This window comes from Gimesia chilikensis (genome assembly GCF_008329715.1).
Lineage (GTDB): Bacteria > Planctomycetota > Planctomycetia > Planctomycetales > Planctomycetaceae > Gimesia > Gimesia chilikensis.
Window position 1 is genome coordinate 552,041 of record NZ_VTSR01000007.1, and the last position, 20,562, is coordinate 572,602.

At 55.4% G+C, this 20,562-nt stretch carries 18 protein-coding genes and 1 pseudogene; 5 read left to right on the plus strand and 14 right to left on the minus strand.

The genetic code is table 11. From position 1 onward, the window contains the following. The first annotated feature begins 15 nt into the window (after positions 1–15). From FYZ48_RS11845 to FYZ48_RS11860, 4 genes are all read left to right on the plus strand, one after another. A complete protein-coding gene (locus FYZ48_RS11845; RefSeq protein WP_149340772.1) occupies positions 16–930 on the plus strand; it encodes a dihydrodipicolinate synthase family protein in 915 nt (304 codons plus the stop codon). Continuing rightward, positions 930–1,889: a 4-hydroxyproline epimerase gene (locus FYZ48_RS11850; RefSeq protein WP_149340771.1), complete on the plus strand. Its 960-nt coding sequence runs from the start codon at positions 930–932 to the stop codon at positions 1,887–1,889. The genes FYZ48_RS11845 and FYZ48_RS11850 overlap by 1 nt, the downstream gene beginning before the upstream one ends. Continuing rightward, entirely contained in the window at positions 1,886–3,148 is a 1,263-nt protein-coding gene (locus FYZ48_RS11855) for an NAD(P)/FAD-dependent oxidoreductase (protein WP_149340550.1), read from the plus strand. Before FYZ48_RS11850 ends, FYZ48_RS11855 begins: the two co-directional genes overlap by 4 nt. A gap of 191 nt (positions 3,149–3,339) precedes the next feature. Continuing rightward, a complete protein-coding gene (locus FYZ48_RS11860) occupies positions 3,340–5,079 on the plus strand; it encodes a hypothetical protein (RefSeq protein ID WP_149340552.1) in 1,740 nt (579 codons plus the stop codon). 24 nt (positions 5,080–5,103) lie between these two features. On the opposite strand, the gene FYZ48_RS11865 is transcribed toward FYZ48_RS11860, so the two are convergent. Together FYZ48_RS11865 and FYZ48_RS11870 are read right to left on the minus strand one after the other, a co-directional pair. Next, positions 5,104–7,806 carry a bifunctional acetate--CoA ligase family protein/GNAT family N-acetyltransferase gene (locus FYZ48_RS11865; RefSeq protein WP_149340554.1) on the minus strand — a complete coding sequence of 901 codons (2,703 nt, stop codon included), beginning with the start codon at positions 7,804–7,806 and terminating at the stop codon, positions 5,104–5,106. A 36-nt stretch (positions 7,807–7,842) separates the two neighbouring features. Then, the gene (locus tag FYZ48_RS11870) at positions 7,843–8,775 is read right to left on the minus strand and encodes a histone deacetylase family protein (RefSeq protein ID WP_149340556.1); all 933 of its coding nucleotides are present in this window, start codon (positions 8,773–8,775) and stop codon (positions 7,843–7,845) included. Between the two features lie 223 nt (positions 8,776–8,998). On the opposite strand from FYZ48_RS11870, the gene FYZ48_RS11875 reads away from it, so the two are divergent. After that, positions 8,999–10,972: a sulfatase gene (locus FYZ48_RS11875; RefSeq protein ID WP_149340558.1), complete on the plus strand. Its 1,974-nt coding sequence runs from the start codon at positions 8,999–9,001 to the stop codon at positions 10,970–10,972. A 51-nt stretch (positions 10,973–11,023) separates the two neighbouring features. On the opposite strand, the gene FYZ48_RS11880 is transcribed toward FYZ48_RS11875, so the two are convergent. From FYZ48_RS11880 to FYZ48_RS11935, 12 genes and pseudogenes are all read right to left on the minus strand, one after another. Then, positions 11,024–11,416: a hypothetical protein gene (locus FYZ48_RS11880; RefSeq protein ID WP_149340560.1), complete on the minus strand. Its 393-nt coding sequence runs from the start codon at positions 11,414–11,416 to the stop codon at positions 11,024–11,026. Between the two features lie 52 nt (positions 11,417–11,468). Then, positions 11,469–12,215, minus strand: a pseudogene (locus FYZ48_RS11885) (methyltransferase family protein); the annotation flags it as partial. Between the two features lie 253 nt (positions 12,216–12,468). Further along, positions 12,469–12,777 (minus strand): hypothetical protein, encoded by a 309-nt coding sequence (locus FYZ48_RS11890; RefSeq protein WP_149340564.1) that lies wholly within the window; start codon positions 12,775–12,777, stop codon positions 12,469–12,471. Positions 12,778–12,877: 100 nt separating this feature from the next. Beyond that, entirely contained in the window at positions 12,878–13,306 is a 429-nt protein-coding gene (locus FYZ48_RS11895; RefSeq protein ID WP_149340566.1) for a DUF5958 family protein, read from the minus strand. 124 nt (positions 13,307–13,430) lie between these two features. Beyond that, entirely contained in the window at positions 13,431–13,778 is a 348-nt protein-coding gene (locus FYZ48_RS11900; protein WP_149340568.1) for a hypothetical protein, read from the minus strand. Between the two features lie 76 nt (positions 13,779–13,854). Continuing rightward, on the minus strand, positions 13,855–14,190 hold the full coding sequence (locus FYZ48_RS11905; protein ID WP_149340570.1) for a hypothetical protein: 336 nt from the start codon (positions 14,188–14,190) through the stop codon (positions 13,855–13,857). A gap of 49 nt (positions 14,191–14,239) precedes the next feature. After that, entirely contained in the window at positions 14,240–14,629 is a 390-nt protein-coding gene (locus FYZ48_RS11910) for an ankyrin repeat domain-containing protein (RefSeq protein WP_149340572.1), read from the minus strand. A gap of 167 nt (positions 14,630–14,796) precedes the next feature. Further along, positions 14,797–15,087 (minus strand): hypothetical protein, encoded by a 291-nt coding sequence (locus FYZ48_RS11915; protein WP_149340574.1) that lies wholly within the window; start codon positions 15,085–15,087, stop codon positions 14,797–14,799. Between the two features lie 16 nt (positions 15,088–15,103). Next, complete coding sequence (locus tag FYZ48_RS11920) at positions 15,104–15,604, minus strand: hypothetical protein (protein ID WP_149340576.1); 501 nt, start codon at positions 15,602–15,604, stop codon at positions 15,104–15,106. 42 nt (positions 15,605–15,646) lie between these two features. Further along, the gene (locus tag FYZ48_RS11925; protein ID WP_149340579.1) at positions 15,647–16,039 is read right to left on the minus strand and encodes a hypothetical protein; all 393 of its coding nucleotides are present in this window, start codon (positions 16,037–16,039) and stop codon (positions 15,647–15,649) included. A 201-nt stretch (positions 16,040–16,240) separates the two neighbouring features. Continuing rightward, complete coding sequence (locus FYZ48_RS11930; protein WP_149340581.1) at positions 16,241–19,288, minus strand: efflux RND transporter permease subunit; 3,048 nt, start codon at positions 19,286–19,288, stop codon at positions 16,241–16,243. Further along, positions 19,285–20,520, minus strand: a complete 1,236-nt coding sequence (locus FYZ48_RS11935) for an efflux RND transporter periplasmic adaptor subunit (protein WP_149340583.1) — start codon at positions 20,518–20,520, stop codon at positions 19,285–19,287. The genes FYZ48_RS11930 and FYZ48_RS11935 overlap by 4 nt, the downstream gene beginning before the upstream one ends. Positions 20,521–20,562 lie beyond the last annotated feature (42 nt).

Genomic DNA, 20,562 nt, shown 5'->3' on the forward strand with positions numbered 1-20,562 from the left:
ATCTTTCGTGGCTGCATGCCGGCCTTGATGACTCCCTGCCAGACTGATGGGAGTCCCAACTATGACGCGCTGGTCAGCAAGGCCCGGGAGTTGATTGATCTGGGGATGCGGGCCGTGGTCTATTGTGGCTCCATGGGAGACTGGCCGCTGTTGACCGATGCACAGCGGCAGGAAGGTGTCAGGCGACTGGTCGAAGCGGGCGTGCCGGTCGTTGTTGGTACGGGGGCTCAAAACACGCAGAGCGCCGTGGCTCATGCAGCGCATGCCCAGGAAGTGGGTGCAGCCGGACTGATGCTGATTCCCCGCGTGCTTTCGCGCGGCTCCTCACCGGCGGCACAAAAGTCGCATTTCTCTGACATACTCAAAGCAGCCGACAGGTTACCGGCGGTGATTTATAACAGTCCCTGGTACGGTTTTGAAACCCGCGCTGACCTGTTCTTTGAACTTCGGCGGTCGTATGGGAATCTGGTGGGCTTCAAGGAATTCGGAGGGGCGGAAGCTCTGAACTACGCCGCCGAGCAGATTACAACCGGTGATTCGGGGCTGTCCCTGATGGTGGGCGTGGATACGCAGGTCTTTCACGGATTTGTGAACTGCGGCGCCGTTGGTGCGATCACGGGAGTGGGGAATGCGTTGCCGATCCCCGTATTGAAGTTGATCGCGTTCTGTGAACGGGCAGCGCAGGGAGATGTCGAGGCCCGCAGGCTGGCTCTGGAACTGGATGCGGCCCTGGCGGTCCTCTCCCGGTTTGACGAAGGCCCCGACCTGGTTCTGTATTACAAATCATTGATGGTACTGGAGGGGAATCCCGAATATCAGTTGCACTTTAACCCGTCGGATCAGCTGTCTGAAAGCCAGCGGTGTTTTCTGCACGACCAGTGGCAGTTGTTTAAGAACTGGTGGAACCAGTGGCCGGGAGCAAACGCATGATGGGATCTGAAGCGCGGGTCCACGTCATCGACTCGCATACCGCAGGGGAACCGACGCGTGTCGTGCTGTCAGGAGGTCCTGAGCTTGGTACGGGACCGCTGAGTGCGCGACGGGACCGGTTCCGAAAGACTGCAGACGGGTTTCGTCGTACCCTGATTGATGAACCTCGGGGCAACGAGGCGCTGGTGGGGGCCCTGCTCTGTGAGCCGACCGATTCCACGTGCGCCGCGGGCGTCATCTTCTTTAATAACCGCGGCTACCTGGGGATGTGCGGCCATGGGACGATCGGCGTTGCAGTTACGCTGGCCTACCTGGGACGGATCGAACCGGGGATGCACAAGCTCGAAACACCGGTGGGTATCGTCAGTGTCCAACTACATGACGCGCATTTGGCGTCGATTGAAAACGTCCCCAGCTATCGACTGCAGGCGGACGTCACGGTCGAGGTTCCTCAACTGGGACCCATTCATGGTGACCTCGCCTGGGGTGGCAACTGGTTCTTTCTGGCGGATTCCCCGCTGCCATTAACTGCCGAACGGATTCCGGAGCTGACGACCGCCGGCTTACGTTTGCGGAGTGTTTTAGCAGAACAGGGCATTTGTGGTGCGTCAGGTGAGGAAATCGACCATATTGAATTCTTCGGGCCTGCAGAATCTCCCGAGGCGGACAGTCGGAATTTTGTCCTCTGTCCGGGAGGCGCTTACGACCGCTCGCCTTGTGGAACGGGGTTGAGTGCGAAGCTGGCCTGCCTGGCAGCTGCAGGAAAGCTGGCACCGGGTGAGACCTGGGTGCAGGAGAGTATCATCGGCAGCCGGTTTGAGGGATCGTATCGACAGGGACCCGCTGATCAAATTCTGCCCCGGATTACGGGCAGTGCGTATATCGTGAGTGAAAGTCAGCTGATTCAACAGCCGGGAGATCCGTTCGGGCAAGGCATCCCGACAGGAGCCATCAAATGACCGAGCAGACATCAGAGGGAACCGTGATCGTCGTAGGGGGCGGGATTATCGGAATCGCCTGTGCGCACTACCTGTCTGACTCCGGCTATCAGGTGACGGTCATCGAACGGAAAACGATTGCGGGTGCCTGCTCGCATGCGAACTGCGGATTCATCGTGCCGAGCCATGTGTTGCCCCTCACTGAACCTGCGGCCCTTAAAACGGCTTTGAAATCACTGTTCACTCCGCGTGCCCCCTTTCGCGTCCGGCCCCAATGGGATTTTTCGTTCTGGAAATGGATGTGGCACTTCGGCCGTCGCTGTACTCACAAACAGATGCTGTCAGCAGCGCCTGCTTTGAAAGCCATGCTTGATTTATCACTGCAGGAATACCGGCGGTTGCTCGAACAGGAAGACCTCGACTGTGAGTGGCGCGACGAAGGTCTGCTGTATGTGTTTCAGACAGAACGGGGGCTGGATGAATATCGCCAGACCGATCGTCTGCTGACGGAACACTTCGGCGTTGCGGCTCGGGAGATTCCGGGAGAGACGCTGCAGGCCTTCGATCCGGCACTCAAACCGGGACTGGCGGGGGCCTTCCATTACACGTGTGATGCTTCGTTAAAACCGGATCTGCTGGCTGCTGCCTGGACCGCGCGGTTGCGTGAACGAGGCGTTCAATTCCAGGAAATGTGTGAGCTGACGGGGGTCACGCATGCGGGAGGCAAGATTACACAGCTGGAGACTTCGCAGGGAGAACTGCAGGCCGATGTGGTTGTGTTTGCGACCGGGGCCTGGAGTCCGCTACTGGCGGAACAGCTGGGCTGCGCGATTCCGATCCTGCCTGGTAAAGGGTACTCGGTGACGATGGCGGCACCGGATCCAAGCCCCCGATATCCAATGCTGTTCCCCGAGCATAAGGTCGGCGTCTGTCCGTTCGAGAATCGGTTCCGGCTGGGATCGATGATGGAATTCACCGGGTATGATACGACGATTCCCGAATATCGCATTCAGCAGTTACGGGACTCGGCGCAGCCGTACCTGGTGACTCCCTCTACCGAGACCGAGTACGAACGCTGGTATGGCTGGCGGCCGATGACGTGGGACAGCCTGCCGATCATCGGTCGGGTGCCCCGTCTGAACAATGCCTGGCTGGCAGCGGGGCACAACATGCTGGGAATGAGCATGGCACCCGCGACCGGCAAGCTGATTGCCCAGCTGGTAGCGTCAGAAACTCCCGATCTCGACCCGACACCGTATGCTCCAGATCGCTTTGAATGAGAGTCTGTCTGTAAAAACGATATGGTACACCCGCACATTGTGAGCCTGGCGAGACGAAGCATGCTTTGATGATTCAAAAAGAATTAACACGCGAAAAATCTGCGTTCCGGGAAACGTTCTTATTTGAATTCCAATTTCAGCTGATATAATACGGACGTTGGGCCATCATTCATTAGGGATATCCGCCTCTTATGAGAAATGATTTTTCAATCATCAATGTCAGGTTGAGCCAGCTGTTGAGGCTGATTGTTCCCTGTCTGCTCTGTCTCTTCTCTTTTTCCTCACAGGCTCTGGCTGAGAGCAATCTGCTGCAGGACGATCCCAAACGTTGTGCCGTGATTGAGCTGTTTATCCGCAATGACTGTGAAGACTGCCCTGAGGTCGTGAAGCGGGTCGAGGAGTATGCTGAAAAGAACGGCCGGATCCGGCTGCATATCCACAACCTGGATGAATCGAAGAAACACGAAGAGCGGTATCAGCAGATCCTGCAGTATTTCCAGTTGAAAGAAGCGACGCTGCCGGCCGCTTATGGCTGTAATTCCCTGTTGAGAAAACTGAAGCCGGATGAATCAACCGATCGTCGTCTGGATTCCCTGCTGACTGTCACTGCCTATGTCCGTTCGGGTTGCTCCAAGTGTGCCGCCGCGAAAGAGTTCATCGCCGGTCTCAAACAGCGGTATCCAGTCTTTAAATTCAAAGAACATGACCTGGTCTCCAGTAGCGAGGCGCGGGTGAAAGTGCAGGAGCTTTCCCAGCGGTACCGCAAACAGGCCGTCAGCGTGCCTGTGATTCATCTCTGTAATAAGCTGATGATCGGCTGGACGGGGGAAGCCACAACCGGCGAAGAGCTGGAATCGACGCTGAAATACTGGACTTCCGAGTGCCCTGAGAAAGAGAAAAAGGAAGACCAGGAAAGCTCCCTCGATCAACGGTTGCTTCCCAAAACGGTCGATACGGCAACGGCAGCGGTTTCTCATGCAGGGAACAGCGAGTTCCTGTTGGTCTCGTTCAAAGCTGATCCGGGTGAGGCAGATGCAGCGGAAGATGATCCCCTGCCCCCGATCCCCGGCAATGATCCGCTCCCCCCGATACCGGGAGGCAGTGCAGTGGCTCCGCCGATACCGGGAGGAGAGCCGCCCCCTCCGGCGGTGGATGGTGGCCCTCCGATTCCTGTACCTGCTCAGGAAAAGGATACAATCGAAGTTCCCGTGTTTGGGGAATTGAGTCAAAGCCGGTTAGGAATGCCGGCTTTTACTTTTTTAATCGGTCTGGTCGATGGTTTTAACCCGTGCGCTATGTGGGTGCTGCTGTTTCTGCTCTCCCTGCTGGTGAACCTGAAAAGCCGGGCGAAGATCGTGGCGGTCGCGGGCACGTTTGTGCTGATCAGCGGCCTGGCGTATTTCGCCTTCATGGCGGCCTGGCTAAATGTGTTCCTGCTGATCGGCTACTTAAGGCCCGTCCAGTTGCTGCTGGGGATCTTTGCCACCCTGGTGGGGTTGATTCACATCAAGGATTTTTTTGCATTCAAGAAAGGGATCTCACTCTCCATTCCGGAATGGGCCAAGCCTGGTCTGTATGCGCGCATGCGACGGGTGGTGAATGCTGAAAGTCTGGTCGGGGCAATTATTGGTGCCTCGATTCTGGCGGTGCTGGTGAATATCATCGAACTGCTCTGCACTGCGGGGTTACCGGCTTTGTATACCGAAATCCTGACGATGCAAAACTACCCGCCCTGGAAGACCTATGCCTACCTGGCACTGTATAACGTCGCCTATATGCTGGATGACACGATCATGGTGACCATTGTGGTCGTCACGCTGGGCAAGCATAAACTGCAGGAGGACCAGGGACGCTATCTCAAACTGTTCAGCGGCCTGGTGATCCTGATCCTGGGTCTGATTCTGATTATCAAACCGTCACTGCTGCTGTGATGATTGAACACAGCCATTCGATTATTAAGAGCCTGCGTTTTTAGTGATCTCTTTCACAAGTGAGACCGTTTCTGTTTCCGCCGAATGATTGCGGGAAAAGTCCCGTTTCTGAAAGACATTCAGCATACGGCGGTTATCGGCTGCCGTTTCCGCAACGACCCGCTTGATTCCCCAGCGGCGACAGACTTCGAGACAGTAATCTGTCAGAATGGAGCCCAGCCCCTGCCCGTGCCATTCGTCGCTGACGAGTACCGCATACTCGGCTTCCTGATGGTCGGCGTCGGCAATGAGTCGTCCGACTCCGAGGATTCGTGATTCGCCTTCCACTTCGAGTTCCGCCACGATGGCAATCTCGCGATCGTAGTCGATAAAGCAGAAGCGGGCCGCCATATCGTGAGTTGTCCCATGAAACGAATAACGGAAGCGGGACCGAATCGATTCGGGCGAGCAGCTGTTGAGCAGGCCGTGCCACATGTCCTCGTCTTCGGGTTTAATCGGACGGAGCAGCACCTGAGTGCCGTCTTTCAGGGAGACGGTTCTGCTGAACTCTTCGGGATAAGGACGAATCGCCAGATGCGAATAGGGGCGACTGGTGCCCGGTTGTGTTTCCAGATCGACAATGATGCGGGCATCGAGGGCGACCACCTGGTCGGGAGAGACCAGCAGCGGATTGACGTCCAGTTCGAGGATCTCGGGAAAATCGGCGACGAAGTAAGAGAGACGAATCAGAACTTCGATCAGTCGATCCATGTCGACGGGGGCGTGACCCCGGTAGCCGTTCAACAGGGGCCAGGAACGCAGCGATTCCAGGGCTCTGCGGGCCAGCCGTTCGTTGAGTGGTGGTAATTCGAGGGAACGATCCTGGTAGAGTTCGGCCGTGGTCCCCCCTGCACCAATCAGCAGAACGACGCCGAAGACCGGATCCCGTTTGGCACCGACAATCAGTTCGTGCCCTTCTGCTTCGGCGTACATGGGTTGCACGGTGACTCCCTGGACGTGCGCCTCGGGCCTGCGTTCTGCGACGCGCTGCATCATCCGCGCGTAAGCTTCGTGCACTTTCTGATGACTGGCAATCCCAAGTTCCACGCCGCCGACATCGGATTTATGGGTGATATCATCCGAGTAGATTTTGAGCACCACTGGATACCCGAGCTCATCCGCACGGGCGGCGGCTTCTTTCGGGGAACAGGCAACGACCGTCTGGCTGACGGGGATGCCGTACGCTTCGAGTAGCTGTTTTGACATGCGTTCCGAAAGCGTGGATTTCCCCTGCTGGAGAGCGACCTGGGCGAGTTCCTGCAGTCGGGCCCGGTCCAGGGTGAGATTCATCGGCACCGCCCGGGGGGTTTCATTCAGAAACTGCAGATTGCGGGCATAGGTGACCAGGTACATGAAAGCCCGCACCGCCTGCTCGGGTGTGGTGTAGGTGGGAATGCCGGCCTGATTCAGCCGCGCAATCCCTTCCTGGACTTTTCCGCCCCCCATCCAGGCAGTGAGCACCGGTTTGGGAGAGGTCCGGGCCGCTGCGATGACGGCTTCGGCGGCACCAGTGGGATCGGTCATCGCCTGAGGCGAGAGTGCAACCAACACGCCATCCACCTGCGGATCTTTGAGGACGATCTCGACCGTTCTGCCGAACCGCTCGGGGGTCGCATCTCCTATGACGTCCAGTGGATTACCGTGCGACCAGGCAACGGGGAGGAATTCGTTGAGTTGCTCGATTGTCTCCTGCGAGATCTCGGCCATGACGCCTTTGCGTTCCAGCAGAGCATCGGTTGCCATCACGCCGGGACCGCCTGCATTGGTGACAATGGCCAGTCGATCCCCCTTGGGAGGCTTGTGTCGCGCCAGCAGTTCCGCACAGTCGAACAGATCATCAAGATCGAAGACGCGGACGATGCCGGCCCGGGCGAAGGCTGCTTCGTAAACGGCGTCGACACCTGCCATCGCCCCGGTATGCGAGGTCGCTGCTTTCGCGGAAGCGGTGAAGCGGCCCGCTTTATAGGCGATGATCGGTTTTTTCTGGGTAAAGGCACGGGCGGCCGACATGAAGAGCCGCGCCTGGGTAATGGATTCCACATACAGAATGATGGAACTGGTATGAGGATCGAGGGCGAAATAGTCGATCAGGTCGGCCATGCCGACATCCAGCGTATTGCCGACGGAGACGAAATGCGAGAAACCGATGCGTTCCTGCAGTGACCAGTCGAGAATCGACGTGCAAAGCGCCCCGGACTGCGAGATGAAGGCCACATTTCCAGCCAGCGGCATGTCGGTGGCGAAGCTGGCATTCAGTTTCGTATAAGGTGCCATGATGCCCAGGCAGTTCGGACCGATAATCCGCATGCCGGAGTACTGGTGCGCCCGTCTGCGGACTTCCATTTCCAGTTCTTTCCCTTCGGGTCCGGTCTCCCGGAAACCGGCGGAAAGAATGACAATGCCCCGAATGCCGGCCTGGCCACACTGGTCGATGAGGTCGGGAATCGTGACTGCGGGGGTACAGATCACAGCCAGATCGACTTTGCCCGGCAGGTCGGCGACCTGTGCGTAACAGGTGTGGTCCCCCAGCCGCTCGTGCTTGGGATTGACGGGATAAACGGGTCCCTCGAAACCGCCTGCCAGCAGATTATGGAAGACGGTATTTCCGACACTCAGCGGTCGTTGACTCGCGCCGATGACGGTAACCGAACGGGGATGAAAGATTTTATCGAGATTGCGAATGGGCATGGTTGGGCCTTTGTCGTGCTCCTCTTGACTGCGGCTTCAGTTTGAGACCAGCTCCAGTAGATGATGTTCAATACACTCTGCCAGTGCCTGGGGATTGTAGCCCCCTTCGAGCAGGCTGACGACACGCTGTTCAGCATGAACGTCGGCCAGATCGAGCACCACCCGGGTCAGTCGCGCGAAGTCTTCGCTTTCCAGCCCCAGTGATCCCACCGGGTCATCCTTGTGTGCATCAAAGCCGGCACTGATCAGAATCAGCTGAGGTCTGATTTTTTCAGCCAGTCGTTCTGCGGCAGCAGTGAACTGGCTGAGATAGTCTTCACGCGAGATACCATATTCTAACGGAAGGTTGACGGTGGTTCCAAGGCCGGCTCCCGCGCCGGTTTCGTCTGCAAAACCTGACTTCACACAGAACGAAGAACGATGCACGGAGAGAAAACCGACCTGCCCGTCTTCCCAGAAGAGTTCCTGGGTGCCATCACCGTGATGCACGTCCCAGTCGATGATCATGACCCGTTCCAGGCCGAACTCGTCGATGGCCAGCCGCGCCGCGATGGCTACGTTATTAAAGAGGCAAAACCCCATGGCCTGCTCGCGTGACGCGTGATGTCCGGGGGGACGAATCAGGCAGAAGGCCCGGTCGGAGTGCCCCTTAAGCACCTGCTCGACGGCATCACAGGCGGCACCTGCGGCCATGCGGGCGACCTCCCAGGATGCAGGGCAGACGGTGGTATCGGGGCTGATATAACCGCCTCCCTGTTCACAGAAATTTCGCACATACTTCACATAGTGATCCGAATGCACGCGTTCCAGTCGAGCCTCACTAACCTCGCTGAAGGAACGCTGGCGACAGTGTGCGTGGAGTGCAACCTGGGTCGCCCGGCGGACAGCAGGTACGATCCGCGCCGGATTTTCCGGGAGACCGCCTGTTTCATGTTTGAGAAAGATGGGATCCGAATAGAGTAGTGCCATGGTTTCTTCCGCAGGTAAACGCTCCGCGGCGCCAGTCGCGTCGCTGTTGATAAAGTAAGCATACCCGATTCAATGAGTGGACGGAATCGACTGAGGACTGGTCTCGTCTGGAGTCTTAAGATTCTTTCTAAAGTCCTCGTTTCTGCCGGTATGGATTGGTAGAATTGAGGACTCATCACGTCAAAGCTGGCCTGTTGTCTTGTGCTCACTGGAAAGGTCTCCCATGGTTCGTTTTCTGTCCGCGCTGTTATTGCTGGTCGTAATTGGCCTGCCCGCTGTGTCTGCTGCCGAGCAGCGTCCGAATGTCGTGCTGTTCCTGGTGGATGATATGGGCTGGATGGACAGCGAGCCTTATGGTTCGAAGTTCTACGAAACGCCGAATATGACACGGCTGTCTCAGCAGTCGATGCGGTTTACGAATGCCTATGCGGTTCCCCTCTGTTCGCCGACGCGGGCATCAATCCTGACGGGACAGTATTCGTCCCGGCACGGGATCACCAGCGCCAGCGGCCATCAGCCACCGCGTCCTGCCGATTTCGAGTATCTACCCAGGACGGCGAAGCCGAATCAGAAACTACGAATGCCGATCAGCAAGAATTACCTCGATCTGGAACAATACACGCTGGCAGAGGCGCTGCGGGATGCCGGTTATCGGACGGGGCACTTCGGGAAATGGCATCTGGGGCTGACGGCGGCGCACCGCCCGGACAAACAGGGATTTGAAACCGTCTGGCATTGTGCTCCCGATCCGGGGCCGCCCAGCTATTTTTCGCCGTATGGCGTGTTCCCGGATGGAAAGCCGACGGGGCAACATCATGTGGGGAACATTACCGACGGGCCTGAGGGGGAACACATAACCGACCGACTGACTGATGAAGCGCTGAAGTTCATTGACGCCCACCAGGATGAGCCGTTCTATTTGAATCTCTGGCATTACTCGGTGCACGGTCCGTGGCAGCATAAAGAAGCTTATACGGCTGAGTTCGCGAAGAAGCAGGATCCACGCGGGGAGCAGAAGAATCCCGTGATGGCTTCCATGCTGCGGAACGTGGATGAGAGCCTGGGACGGATTCTGGACAAGCTGGACCAGCTCAAACTGTCTGAAAATACTCTGTTCATCTTCTATTCTGATAATGGCGGAAACGCACACAGCTGGAGCAGCGAAGACCCCAAGATTCAGAAGATCAATGAAAAGCATCCCAAGTATGCAACGATCAAGAGCTATCGCAAGTGGGCGGGTGGCGAACCGCCGACGAATAATGCCCCTCTGCGGGAAGGGAAAGGCCGGATCTACGAAGGGGGACAGCGGGTCCCCCTGATGATTCGCTGGCCGGGACACATTCAACCGGGGAGTATCAGTGACGCGATTGTCGGACCGATCGATGTGTACCCCACGATTCTGGATGCCGTGAAAGTGAAACGGAACCCTGAGCAGATTATCGATGGTGAGTCGATCCTGCCGGTGCTGGAGCAGAAAGGCGAGATGCAGCGGACCGCCTGGTTCACCTGGTTTCCACACCTGATCCCAGCGGTGTCGGTCCGCCAGGGAGACTGGAAACTGATCCGCCGGTTTGAGCCCCACCCGAAATATCCCGAAGTCCGCGAACTATATAATCTGAAAGCGGACATCGGCGAGTCACAGAATCTGGCGGCGACGCATCCCGATAAAGTCAAAGCACTCGATGCGCTGATTGATGAGTTCGTTAAAGAGACCGGCGCGCTGTATCCGCAGCCCAACCCGGCGTACAATCCCCGCACTACAGGAGGGGCACCTCAGCGTGGCCCCCTGCACGGGCTGGTTCCGAAGTTTTCCAAACTGACACTGGTTGAGGGGGGCGTCCAGATGGAAGCCGACGGCCGGTCTCCGTTCCTGGGAACAGCCCAGGTTAAACATCGCGGACCGGTGACACTCAAGTTGCGTGTTAAAAGTCCGCAAGGTGGGACCGGAAAGGTTGTCTGGAAGACAGCTGCGCAGGAGGGCTTCCCTAAGTCAGGTCAAACCGTGGAATTCGTGTGCAAGGCCAGTCCGAACTGGCAGGAAGTCGAAGTCGTGCTGCCTGTGGAAGGCATGAGTGGCATTTTCCGTCTGTACCTGCCGGTCTCTGAGGGACCGCTGGAGATTGGATCGATTGAATTTCGTTCGTCCAAGACGAACCGCCCGGTGCGGGTGTGGGATTTCAGCAAGGGGAACGGTTGAACGGAATCCGGCCAGGTATAACGGCCAGATCCAGCGATACAGAAGCCATTCTCAGTTGGTCACAATCAGAGGCCGCATGCGCTGGAAAAGGGCTTCAAATGCTGCCTGGTCTGGTGTGGCGAAAGGACAGAGTCGGGTGGTGTTGCGGAGGATTTCGAAGATATCTGCTACGAGTTCCTCATCGCCGCCACGCAGAGTGCAGCCGGCCAGTACCTGAAAGTAGCCGTCACTGTTTTCGATTTCCTCAAAGTATTGCGCGGGCCGGTCGTCGGTAATGATGACCAGGATCGACTCATGAATCGGATGCTCTAACTTCACCGCCTGAAATGCTTCCAGTAAAGGCAGGAAGTCAGGGCGAATCCGTCTCATCGCTTTCGAAAATGCGCGATTGCGGGCAGCACTACTGAATCTCAGCTGCATGGCCAGTCCTTGAAATGGCTTCATACAAATTACGTCTCCTGTGATTTAAGCGTGCGAAGATCCTGCTTCGAGCTGATTAACGGCCCTCTTCGGCCAGACAACGGGTGCACTTATGGAGCAGGCGGACCGCCAGGAACGTCATACCCGTTAATGCTAACAGCCAGGGCCAGAAGGATTCCAGTGCGACCTGCCCTTCGACGTGCCAGTGTTCCAGCAGTTCGAGAGTGACGAAGACGAGCATCGCTCCCACAAAGGTCAGATACTCGCGGCGGATCATCGTACGAACCGAGAACCGGAGTTCCGGCTTCTTCCATTTGCGGAGCTGGGGAATGAAGGCCGGTGTCTGCGCGGCCCAGGTGCAGAATTCATCGCCGAATTTTTCACGCAGGAAGGATTCTTCCGTCATCATGATCCGTTCGTAATACAGCCAGAATGCCATACAGAACACAGCGATCAGCCAGCCATCGTGGTAAAACATGGCCCAGCCAAGGGCGACCAGAAAGTTCCCCAGGTAGAGGGGATGTCGGCAGACGGAATAAATGCCCGTAGTATTCAGGCTGTCGGCCACCTGTTTCTTTGTGTTACGTCCGGACGTTCCGCCGGGGACAAAACCGGCCACCAGCACGCGGACTGTCAGTCCCAGCAGTGTGACTGCGATGCAGAACAGTTCCCAGAATTCCTGAACATCGTGCCTGCCCCAGGGGCGTTCGAAGTTGGACGCCGCGAAGATCAGCGGGAGCAGCAGAACTGCGGGCAGGTAGCTCCGCCAGCGAAACAGCCATTGCCCACTCGTCTCAAAATGATTCTTCAGTTCCATGATCGTATTCCTGCTCCGTGATGTGTCTGGTTTCGTTTTTTGACGTGATAGAGGCTGCCTGCCGGGAACTCCGAAGGCTTTAGTAGTTCAATGCGGCGATTTGTACTAAGACTCTAGTATTTAGTCAAGAGGTGATCTGGAAAAGAATTAGACGTATTTCTGAGGCCGGCAACCGTGGGATTTTTTATAAAGAGATATCGAACAAAGCCAACATTCTGATTTCGGCTCAATCAGTCTGAGATAGCCGCAAAATGCTCGATCAACAATGGATACGAATCACAACCAGAATCTGGTTTTCCTGCGAGTCCAGCAGTTCGTGCCAGCCGACGTGTTCCGGTTTCTGTCTGGAGGCGGTGTAGAGATCATGAAACTGCCTGTCGGGAGTGATCACCCCTGCCGCCAAATCGGGGTCCGGGAATTCTGAGGGATAGTAAACGCAGTCCCACCAGGAATGAACTTCTTGCCTCGTCTGTGGATTCCAGTAGTACCAGTAATCCCAATAGTGCCAGGCCCCCTGCTGTTCCATATGTTCCTGACGGCGCCAGGGTTCCAGTAGAGACTCAAGCATGAGGTTTATCTCCGGCGTCTCTTCCGGAATCACTAAATAAATCGTGGCATGCATTTCAATTGACCTACCGGAGCCTCTTTCCCCATTCCAGTTGGCTGCTTTAGTGTGGATTTCTGATCGACTGTAAGACCTCTTCACTGGAGAGATCCTGGTGCCACCAGTGTCGACACTGCGCACCACAGAATTCCCGGCGACGCTGATCCGCAATTTTGAATAAAGCGATCATCAAACGAAAGAGCTTGAGATACTCGTTTGATGGAAGCTGAAGTGCTTTCGCGCTGGCTTCCCGTAGTTTACCACGCTGTAACATGACACAAGGTGTAAAAGTCGATTTCAGGCCAGCATGTTCAATGGCTGGCAAGACGTCTGCTGTTGTGGGTCCCGCCTGCTGGCAGATAAAATTTAACTGATAGAGAACGGACTTTTGCTCTGCCGCCTCCAGAGCGGCGAACCACGCCTGGCCCGCGGCGTCTGGAATGACTCCCTGGCGTATCTGGTTGAGCTTGATCTCAATCTCGCGCGTGCTCATAACTGCTCTGTGTTGTACTTCACGATAATTCGAGTTGCATTCATATTCGTCAGACTTGCATCATCAATCCTGTCCCTGGAACGACACATCTGTCGAGTCAATCCTCAACCTCCCTGGTATGTTGTCAGAGGATTCGTCCGTAAGGACGATCCTCCGGCAGCACTCCAGCCAGAAGTAAGCCAAAATATTGTTCCATCATTCTGCAGTGCGCTAAGAGAAAATCAGTCTGATCACTATAAGGTGCTTCTCCTTCCACCTCATACGGATATCCATAGAGAAGAGAAGCCGTCTGTTTGGCAATCAGCGGTTCCGGCTGATCTGCCTTCAGAAAGGCAACCATTGTCTGTTCAATCTCGGTAAATAATTCTTCCTGGATCACTGCGGACGTTTTCAAGATGCGTACATTGTCGCAAATGAGTTGACACAGCTTTTCCTCAATTCCTTCTCGATCTACCAAAATGATTACCTCCACTCACCAACTATCGACACCTCTACCACCGTGATTCTTACTCATTTCCAACATACCATCGTGGGTCGATGGGTGACACCTAATCGCAGAAAACCATGATTCCTGTTCCCTGATTCAAAGCATCGCGGAATATCCGCTCCAGAGCAAAGACAGGCGAGTTGCGATTAAAGTTCGGAATATCGAATCCTGGTACAAGAGTGGGAAGTGATTCCTGTATCAGTTTCAAAGTACGTTCCACCTGAAAAGTATCGAGGCGCGAATCTTCGAAGAAGGGCAGACTGATCCCCTGCTCTTCCAAAATTGTCCACAGCGCAGCAAGTGACTTCCACTCATGGAGAGACAGAGCCCCCAGTGCCGTTTCCTTCGGAAATTCCCACGGTTCGTCTGCATCAGCAATCAGGTAAAAATCCAGCATTATCAACGCTCCTGCCTGTGATCGTTTATCCCCGAACTCATCCATTGCACTAATCGCGTTGATCATCCAGTAAATCAATTATGGTTTCGATGATGTTCCGTTGCCCTGTATCCCAGCAGTCCGCAGCGGTATTCCCCCACTGATCTTTCCAGGCCGGGTCAATCAACTGAAATGCATAGTCTTGTGCTCTTTTACCAAATGAATCAACAGCCGCTTTATTTACCCCGTGTTGGAGTAAGAAGCGTACCATATGCAGGATCGCTTCGGGATGGCTGTGATCGCCATAGTCATCAGGCATGACAGCAAACATGAGCGGCGTGAGCCCTTTCGGATTCACAGTATTGACATCCACACCCGCGTTCAGGATCGCGCGGGTATTTTCGATACTGTAACGATGGTTGACAGCCTGTATCAGGTCATTGAGGGTATACTCTGGCATATAATTATCTCGGGAGAGTCCAATTTAAAATATATTTTTTGAATGCGATTCTAACTCGAATGACCTTTTTCAGAAGTATTTGTTGTAAAGCTATTCGACCTGTGGATCGTGTTTGATACCTGTTGACAGACGTCATGTCTGTCAGCTTGATGAAAACCGAAATGGACTCATTCTTCTGACAACCACTCCTGGTATCCGGATTGATTCAGAATCTCACGCAGTCTGCTTGCTGTGGTATCTGATGCCAGATCGACGGACATTGCCCGATCGACCAGGGGAAGAAAATCAACGGCCGGCCGGTTCTGCCATTCCGCTGCGACTTGAGTTATCGTTCGTATTGACATCTCGCCTTCCTGATACAACAGGGCGAACAATGAGACCAGATCGCCTTCGTCAATCCCGTTAGGGAAACTGCGTTTCAGTAAACGATACGTTGAATCTAATTCTGAGGGCAACATTGTGAAATCACCTGTTTCAGGCTTCGATCAATCCCTGCTGAATACCGAGATCTAACGACTCCAGCATTCGCTTCTCACTATATGACAGCTGATAAAAACAGAGATGTTGATCGACATTTGAGGCTGTCATCAGAAGTTGTTCGCCTCTCGTAAAAACCAGTTCCTCTGTTGGCACAAACTCGTTGTCTGGGCATAACTCAGACAGACTCACTTGCTGCAGCAGGGTCTGCATTCTCTGGTTCCAGGCAAATAATAAGACCTGCTCCTGATAGTTTTCAATGTCCCGTACCGCGGCAGAAATACAATACGGTCGATATTGAATCGTTCCAGCAGGCACCAGGGAGACTCCTTCGAGGAGACCATATTTCTCAATATCAACCAGTCTTGAGAGCCCTTTAAAACCAACGGCATCGCCGGGATGGAAATACTCAGACAACAGTTTGCGCCAGAGGTCATCAGGAATCATGTCCCAGGTCTGGTTCAGCAGGTGAAAATTGTAGAAGAGATTATATCGCATCGGGTTGTTTTCATCAGCGCAATACTGTCAGCTGTTTCCAGATCACCATTGTGGACCTTTCCAGGGTGGCCAGAGTTCGCGGGGTTGCGATTGAATCGCTTTGATCGGCCCCCAACGTTGATCTACCTGCTGAAACATTTCGATTATCGCCGACATATTCTCGGATCCAATCAAATGCGAAGTGGTTGTGGTTTGCAACTGCAGGTAGGGCGCGTTCCAATCCAGCAGCACGGTGAATTCTTCTTCAGGGAGTTGAGTGACTGCACGCACAATCCCGGTGAGAAGCGCAGACAGTTCCGTTTCGATTTCCTTATTTATTTCTGGAGGTCCGGCCAGTTCAATGTTCCAGGCAGCAATCCACCTGCGTTCTGATTCTTCTCTGACCTGCGGCCAGTTTCGGTAAACCAGTTCGATATCGTCGTAGGACGCATTCATTTGCTAACCTGTTTCAGGCCGGAGTACTTAAACGCATCTTGAGCATATGATTTCAGTCAGTACCAGCATAACGTTTTTCAGCCTGGGGTGTAATATTATTCATAAAAAGAGATTGCCGGGGATTCTAATACGGAACTCGTATTTTTCACGGTCTCGACCGTGATAAGCTGCAACGATGCACAGAACAAACTGTCCTGCGTATCAGGAATGCCTGGTGGCCAGCAGTGTATAGAGGGCGGGGACCATGAACAGCGTGAAGAATGTTCCGATCGCCATACCGACGCCGAGTGTGAAGCTGATGGCGAACCGGCTGGCGGCGCCGGGGCCGCCGGAAGCGATCAGTAATGGAATTAGACCGACGAGGGTGCAGATAGTCGTCATCAGGATAGAACGGAAACGGAGGGATGCCGCCTTGAGGATTGCGTCGTGACGGTCGAGACCATCTTCTTTCTGAATCTCATTGGCGAACTCTACGAGCAGAATGCCGTGACGGATGATGGAACCGATGAGCGCCAGTAGCCCGATCTGGGTATAGATGTTAACGCTGTTCACTCCCAGCGCGAGGAAGAGCATGGCCCCGGCGAGCGACATGGGAATACTGACAAACATGATCGCCGGATCACGGAAACTTTCATACTGGGCGGAAAGCGTCAGGTACATCAGCAACACCGCGAGTGCAAAGGCGACCATCAGGGCGGTGTTTTCTGTGACATACTGCCGGGACTGGCCTTTCCAATCGGTCACGACGTTGCGATCCACGGAATCGGCAACGGTCTTGCGGAGAAAGGCTATCACCCGATCAAAAGAGACTCCCGGGGCGGGAACGCCGGACAGCGTGGCTGCGTTGAGCTGGTTGAAGCGTTTCAACTGGCGAGGCTGAATATCATCTTCGAGTGAGACGAAGAGCGACAGTGGTACGAGTTCCCCATCGCGGGTTGCGACGCGGTAGTCGAGCAGCTGTTCGGCCTGCAGTCGATGTTCGCGTCCGACCTGGGGAATCACGCGGTAGCTGCGTCCATCGTAACTGAAATAATTAACATAGCCGGCGCTGAGCATTGTGGAGAGATCGCCGCCCAGATCACCGATATTCACGCCGAGTGCGGCTGCTTTATCGCGGTCGACGGATATCCGCTGTTCCAGTTTGTCGTACTTGAGGTCAGATTGAATGTAGGTAAACAGTCCGCTCTCACGGGCTTTCTGCAGAATGTCCTGTGTGACTTCATGGATCACGCGCGGGTCCTCCAGTGAGCTGATTACAAACTGCACCGGTGCGCCTTCCCCAGCCCCGGGAAGCGTGGGCGGCGCGATGACAACAGAATCCAGCCCTGCGACCTCTGAGGCGACGCTCTGAAGCTGACGTTGCAACTGCATCTGCGTGGGTTGACGTTTTTCCCAGTCCTTGAGAATCACACCGCCGAAAGCTGAACTACCCGATCCACCTGAATCGCTGCGGCCCCCATTCAGGGAGAAAAAATACTGCACTCCTTCCACGGGGCGGACATTGTCTGCAAGTACCCCGGTCCAGCGTTCGAGATGATCCAGTGATGTATTGGGATCAGCCTGGGCGGAGACGATCAGAAATCCTTCGTCTTCAGGAGGCGACAGTTCTTTGGCTGCTGCGGAATAGAGGAAATAAAGACTGCCGAGGATTAACACGCCGACAGTAAGAACGGACCAGCGGAGCCCCAAGGCAGTCCGCAGTGCAGACGCATACCCTTTTGAAAGCAGGTGGAAACCGCGATCGACCTTATCGGCCAGCCAGCGTTTCTGCATGTCGGCCTTTAGCAGAGTCGCACACATCATGGGTGAGACGGAGAGTGCGAGAATTCCCGAAATGAGCGTCGCCCCGGCGATCGTGTAGGCGAACTCGGTAAACAGACTGCCGGTGAGCCCTCCCATCAGTCCCACCGGGGCAAAGACGGCGACCACGACAATATTCATCGCCACTATCGAGCCGGCCAGTTCGCGGATGGTTCGCCTGGCTGCTTCTTCGGGCGTAGCTCCATTCTCGAGATGCCGGCTGGCATTTTCTACCATGACAATCCCGTCATCGACAACAGTACCGATCGCCAGGATCAGTGCCAGCAGAGTGAGCAGATTAATCGAGTACCCCAGCATCTGCATCAGGAAAAAGGCGCCGACAATCGCCAGCGGCATGGCGACACCGGGAACCAGAGCCGAGCGGAAAGAACCAAGGAACAGATAGATCACGACGGTGACGATCAACAGGGCTTCCACCAGTGAGCTGATGACCTCGTCGATCGAATCCTGAACGGCTTCGGTACTGTCGTAAACCACAATGCCTTCCAGTCCCGCGGGCAACTGCGCGCGAACTTCGGGAATCAGCTTGCGGACGCCTGCAATGGTATCCAGCAGGTTTGCTTCGGGTGCGACCTGCACACCGATAAACGCCACGTTTTGACCTTCAAAGATGATGGAACTGTCGTAGCTTTCAGCTCCCAGCTCCACCTGGGCGACATCCCTGAGCCGAATGATGGTGTCTCCCTGCTCGCGGATCACCAGGTTCTCGAATGATTCGACCGTCTGCAGATTGGTATCCGCCTTAAGGGGGATAGACGTGATTGTACCTTTGGTTTCACCGACCGCGGACAGAAAATTGCTGTCGGCGATGGCCTGGTAGACCTCAACGGGTGTGACTTTCAAAGCGGCCATCCGATCAGGATTGAGCCAGAGCCGCATGGCGATATTCTGCGCGCCGATCACGTTAGCCTGTTGTACCCCGGATACGGTTTCCAGTCGGGGTCGTACGGCCCGGTTGAGATAGTCGGTGATTTCGCTCGATTTGAGAACATCGCTGTAGAAGGCCAGGTACATGGCTGCCTGATTATTGCCGCGGCTGATGGTGACGATGGAATTCTCGGATCCCTGGGGGAGTCGATTGCGAACCTGCTGAATCTTGGTCAGAATCTCCGCGACTGCGGCGTTGGGGTCGTAGCCCAGTTCCAGTCGCGCTGTGATGGTGCTGATACCGAGCGAACTGCTGCTCTCCAGGTAGTCGATGCCTTCCGCGGTCGAGATCGTCTGCTCCAGAGGTGTGGTGATGAAGCCCTGTACCAGCTCGGCGTTAGCACCAATATAAGGCGTAACGATGCGGATTGTCGATGAAGTCGTTTCCGGATATTCGCGGACCGTCAAAGCGGTCATGGCCTGCACTCCCAGCAGGAGTATGACCAGTCCCGTCACTGTTGCCAGTACGGGACGTTCAATAAAACGATCCAGCAAATTCATGGTTTCGTCGTTTTCACTTCTACGTCTCGAGCGGCATCCGTTTCTGCAATGCGGACCGGGCTGCCGTCTTCGATTTTGAGCTGCCCCGATGTCACCACCCGATCGCCGGGCTGCACACCTTTGCGGACTTCAATCTGATGCCCGCGGCGTTCGCCGGTCTGAACGAAGGCACGCCGTGCTACGAGTTTTGTTTTTGACTTCTGAGTTTTTTTGTCCGAGGAACTCTCCACAGAAGATGATTTTGCCTCAGACGACTGTTGCTGTTCTTCCCGTACGAAGAAGACCGACTTCCCGTAAGCGTTGAGCGCAATCGCTGTCTGCGGGACTTCGATGACTTCGCGTGCTTCAGGCAACTCGACTACGACTTCCGCGAACATACCCGGTCTCAGCTTGCGCTGCTGATTCGGCAGTTGTGCCCGGACGGTGAAACTGCGTGTTGTTTCCTCAACCAGGGGATTGATGGCGATGATTTTTCCGCGAAAGGATTCGTCGGAATACGCGTCTACTGAAATCCGAACGGTCTGCCCTTCCGCGATCGCACCGGCATCCTGTTCCGGCAGGTCAAAGTCGACATATATCGGCTCGATCTGCTGTAATGTGGTGACCGGACTACCGGGCGACAGATATTCTCCCAGGCTGATTTTTCGAATGCCCAGTTCACCACTGAAGGGGGCCTGAATCTCTTTCTTTTCGATAACGGCCCGCTGCCGGTCCGCGGAGGCCTGGAGCTGCTCGACTTCAGTCGCTGCCTGCTCATACGATTCCTCAGTCGTGGCGTCTTTCTTGAGCAGTTCGCGGGAGCGCGAGAGATCGGAGCGGGCCTGCTTCAGATCGGCTTCGATTGACTTGAGTTCCGCCCGTTCGCGTGTGGTATCCAGCAGGACGAGTAGCTTGCCTTCCTCAACGCGTTTGCCTGATTCAAAGCGGATCTCGACGACTTTACCTGCCAGCTCGCTGGTCAGTTCGGTTCCCTGGATGGCACGTACGGTGCCCACGCCGGTCCGCTGTTGTTTCCACTTCTGTTTGCGGGCCGTCGCGACGGTTACCGAAGCCGGAGGACGCGAACGTTGCCTGGCTGCCTGCATCAGGGAAGAATAATACCACCAGGCTGCAGACCCTCCCGCCAGGCAGAGAAGCAGGAAGACAACGATGAGCAACAGATTCCATTTCAGCTGCGGTGCGGACTTTACAGCCTTGTGAGCGGTATCCTCGTCGCTAGATGTCGAATCCATTGATGCTCCCTTGTGCTCTGGCAAGAGCGATCTTCATTCACC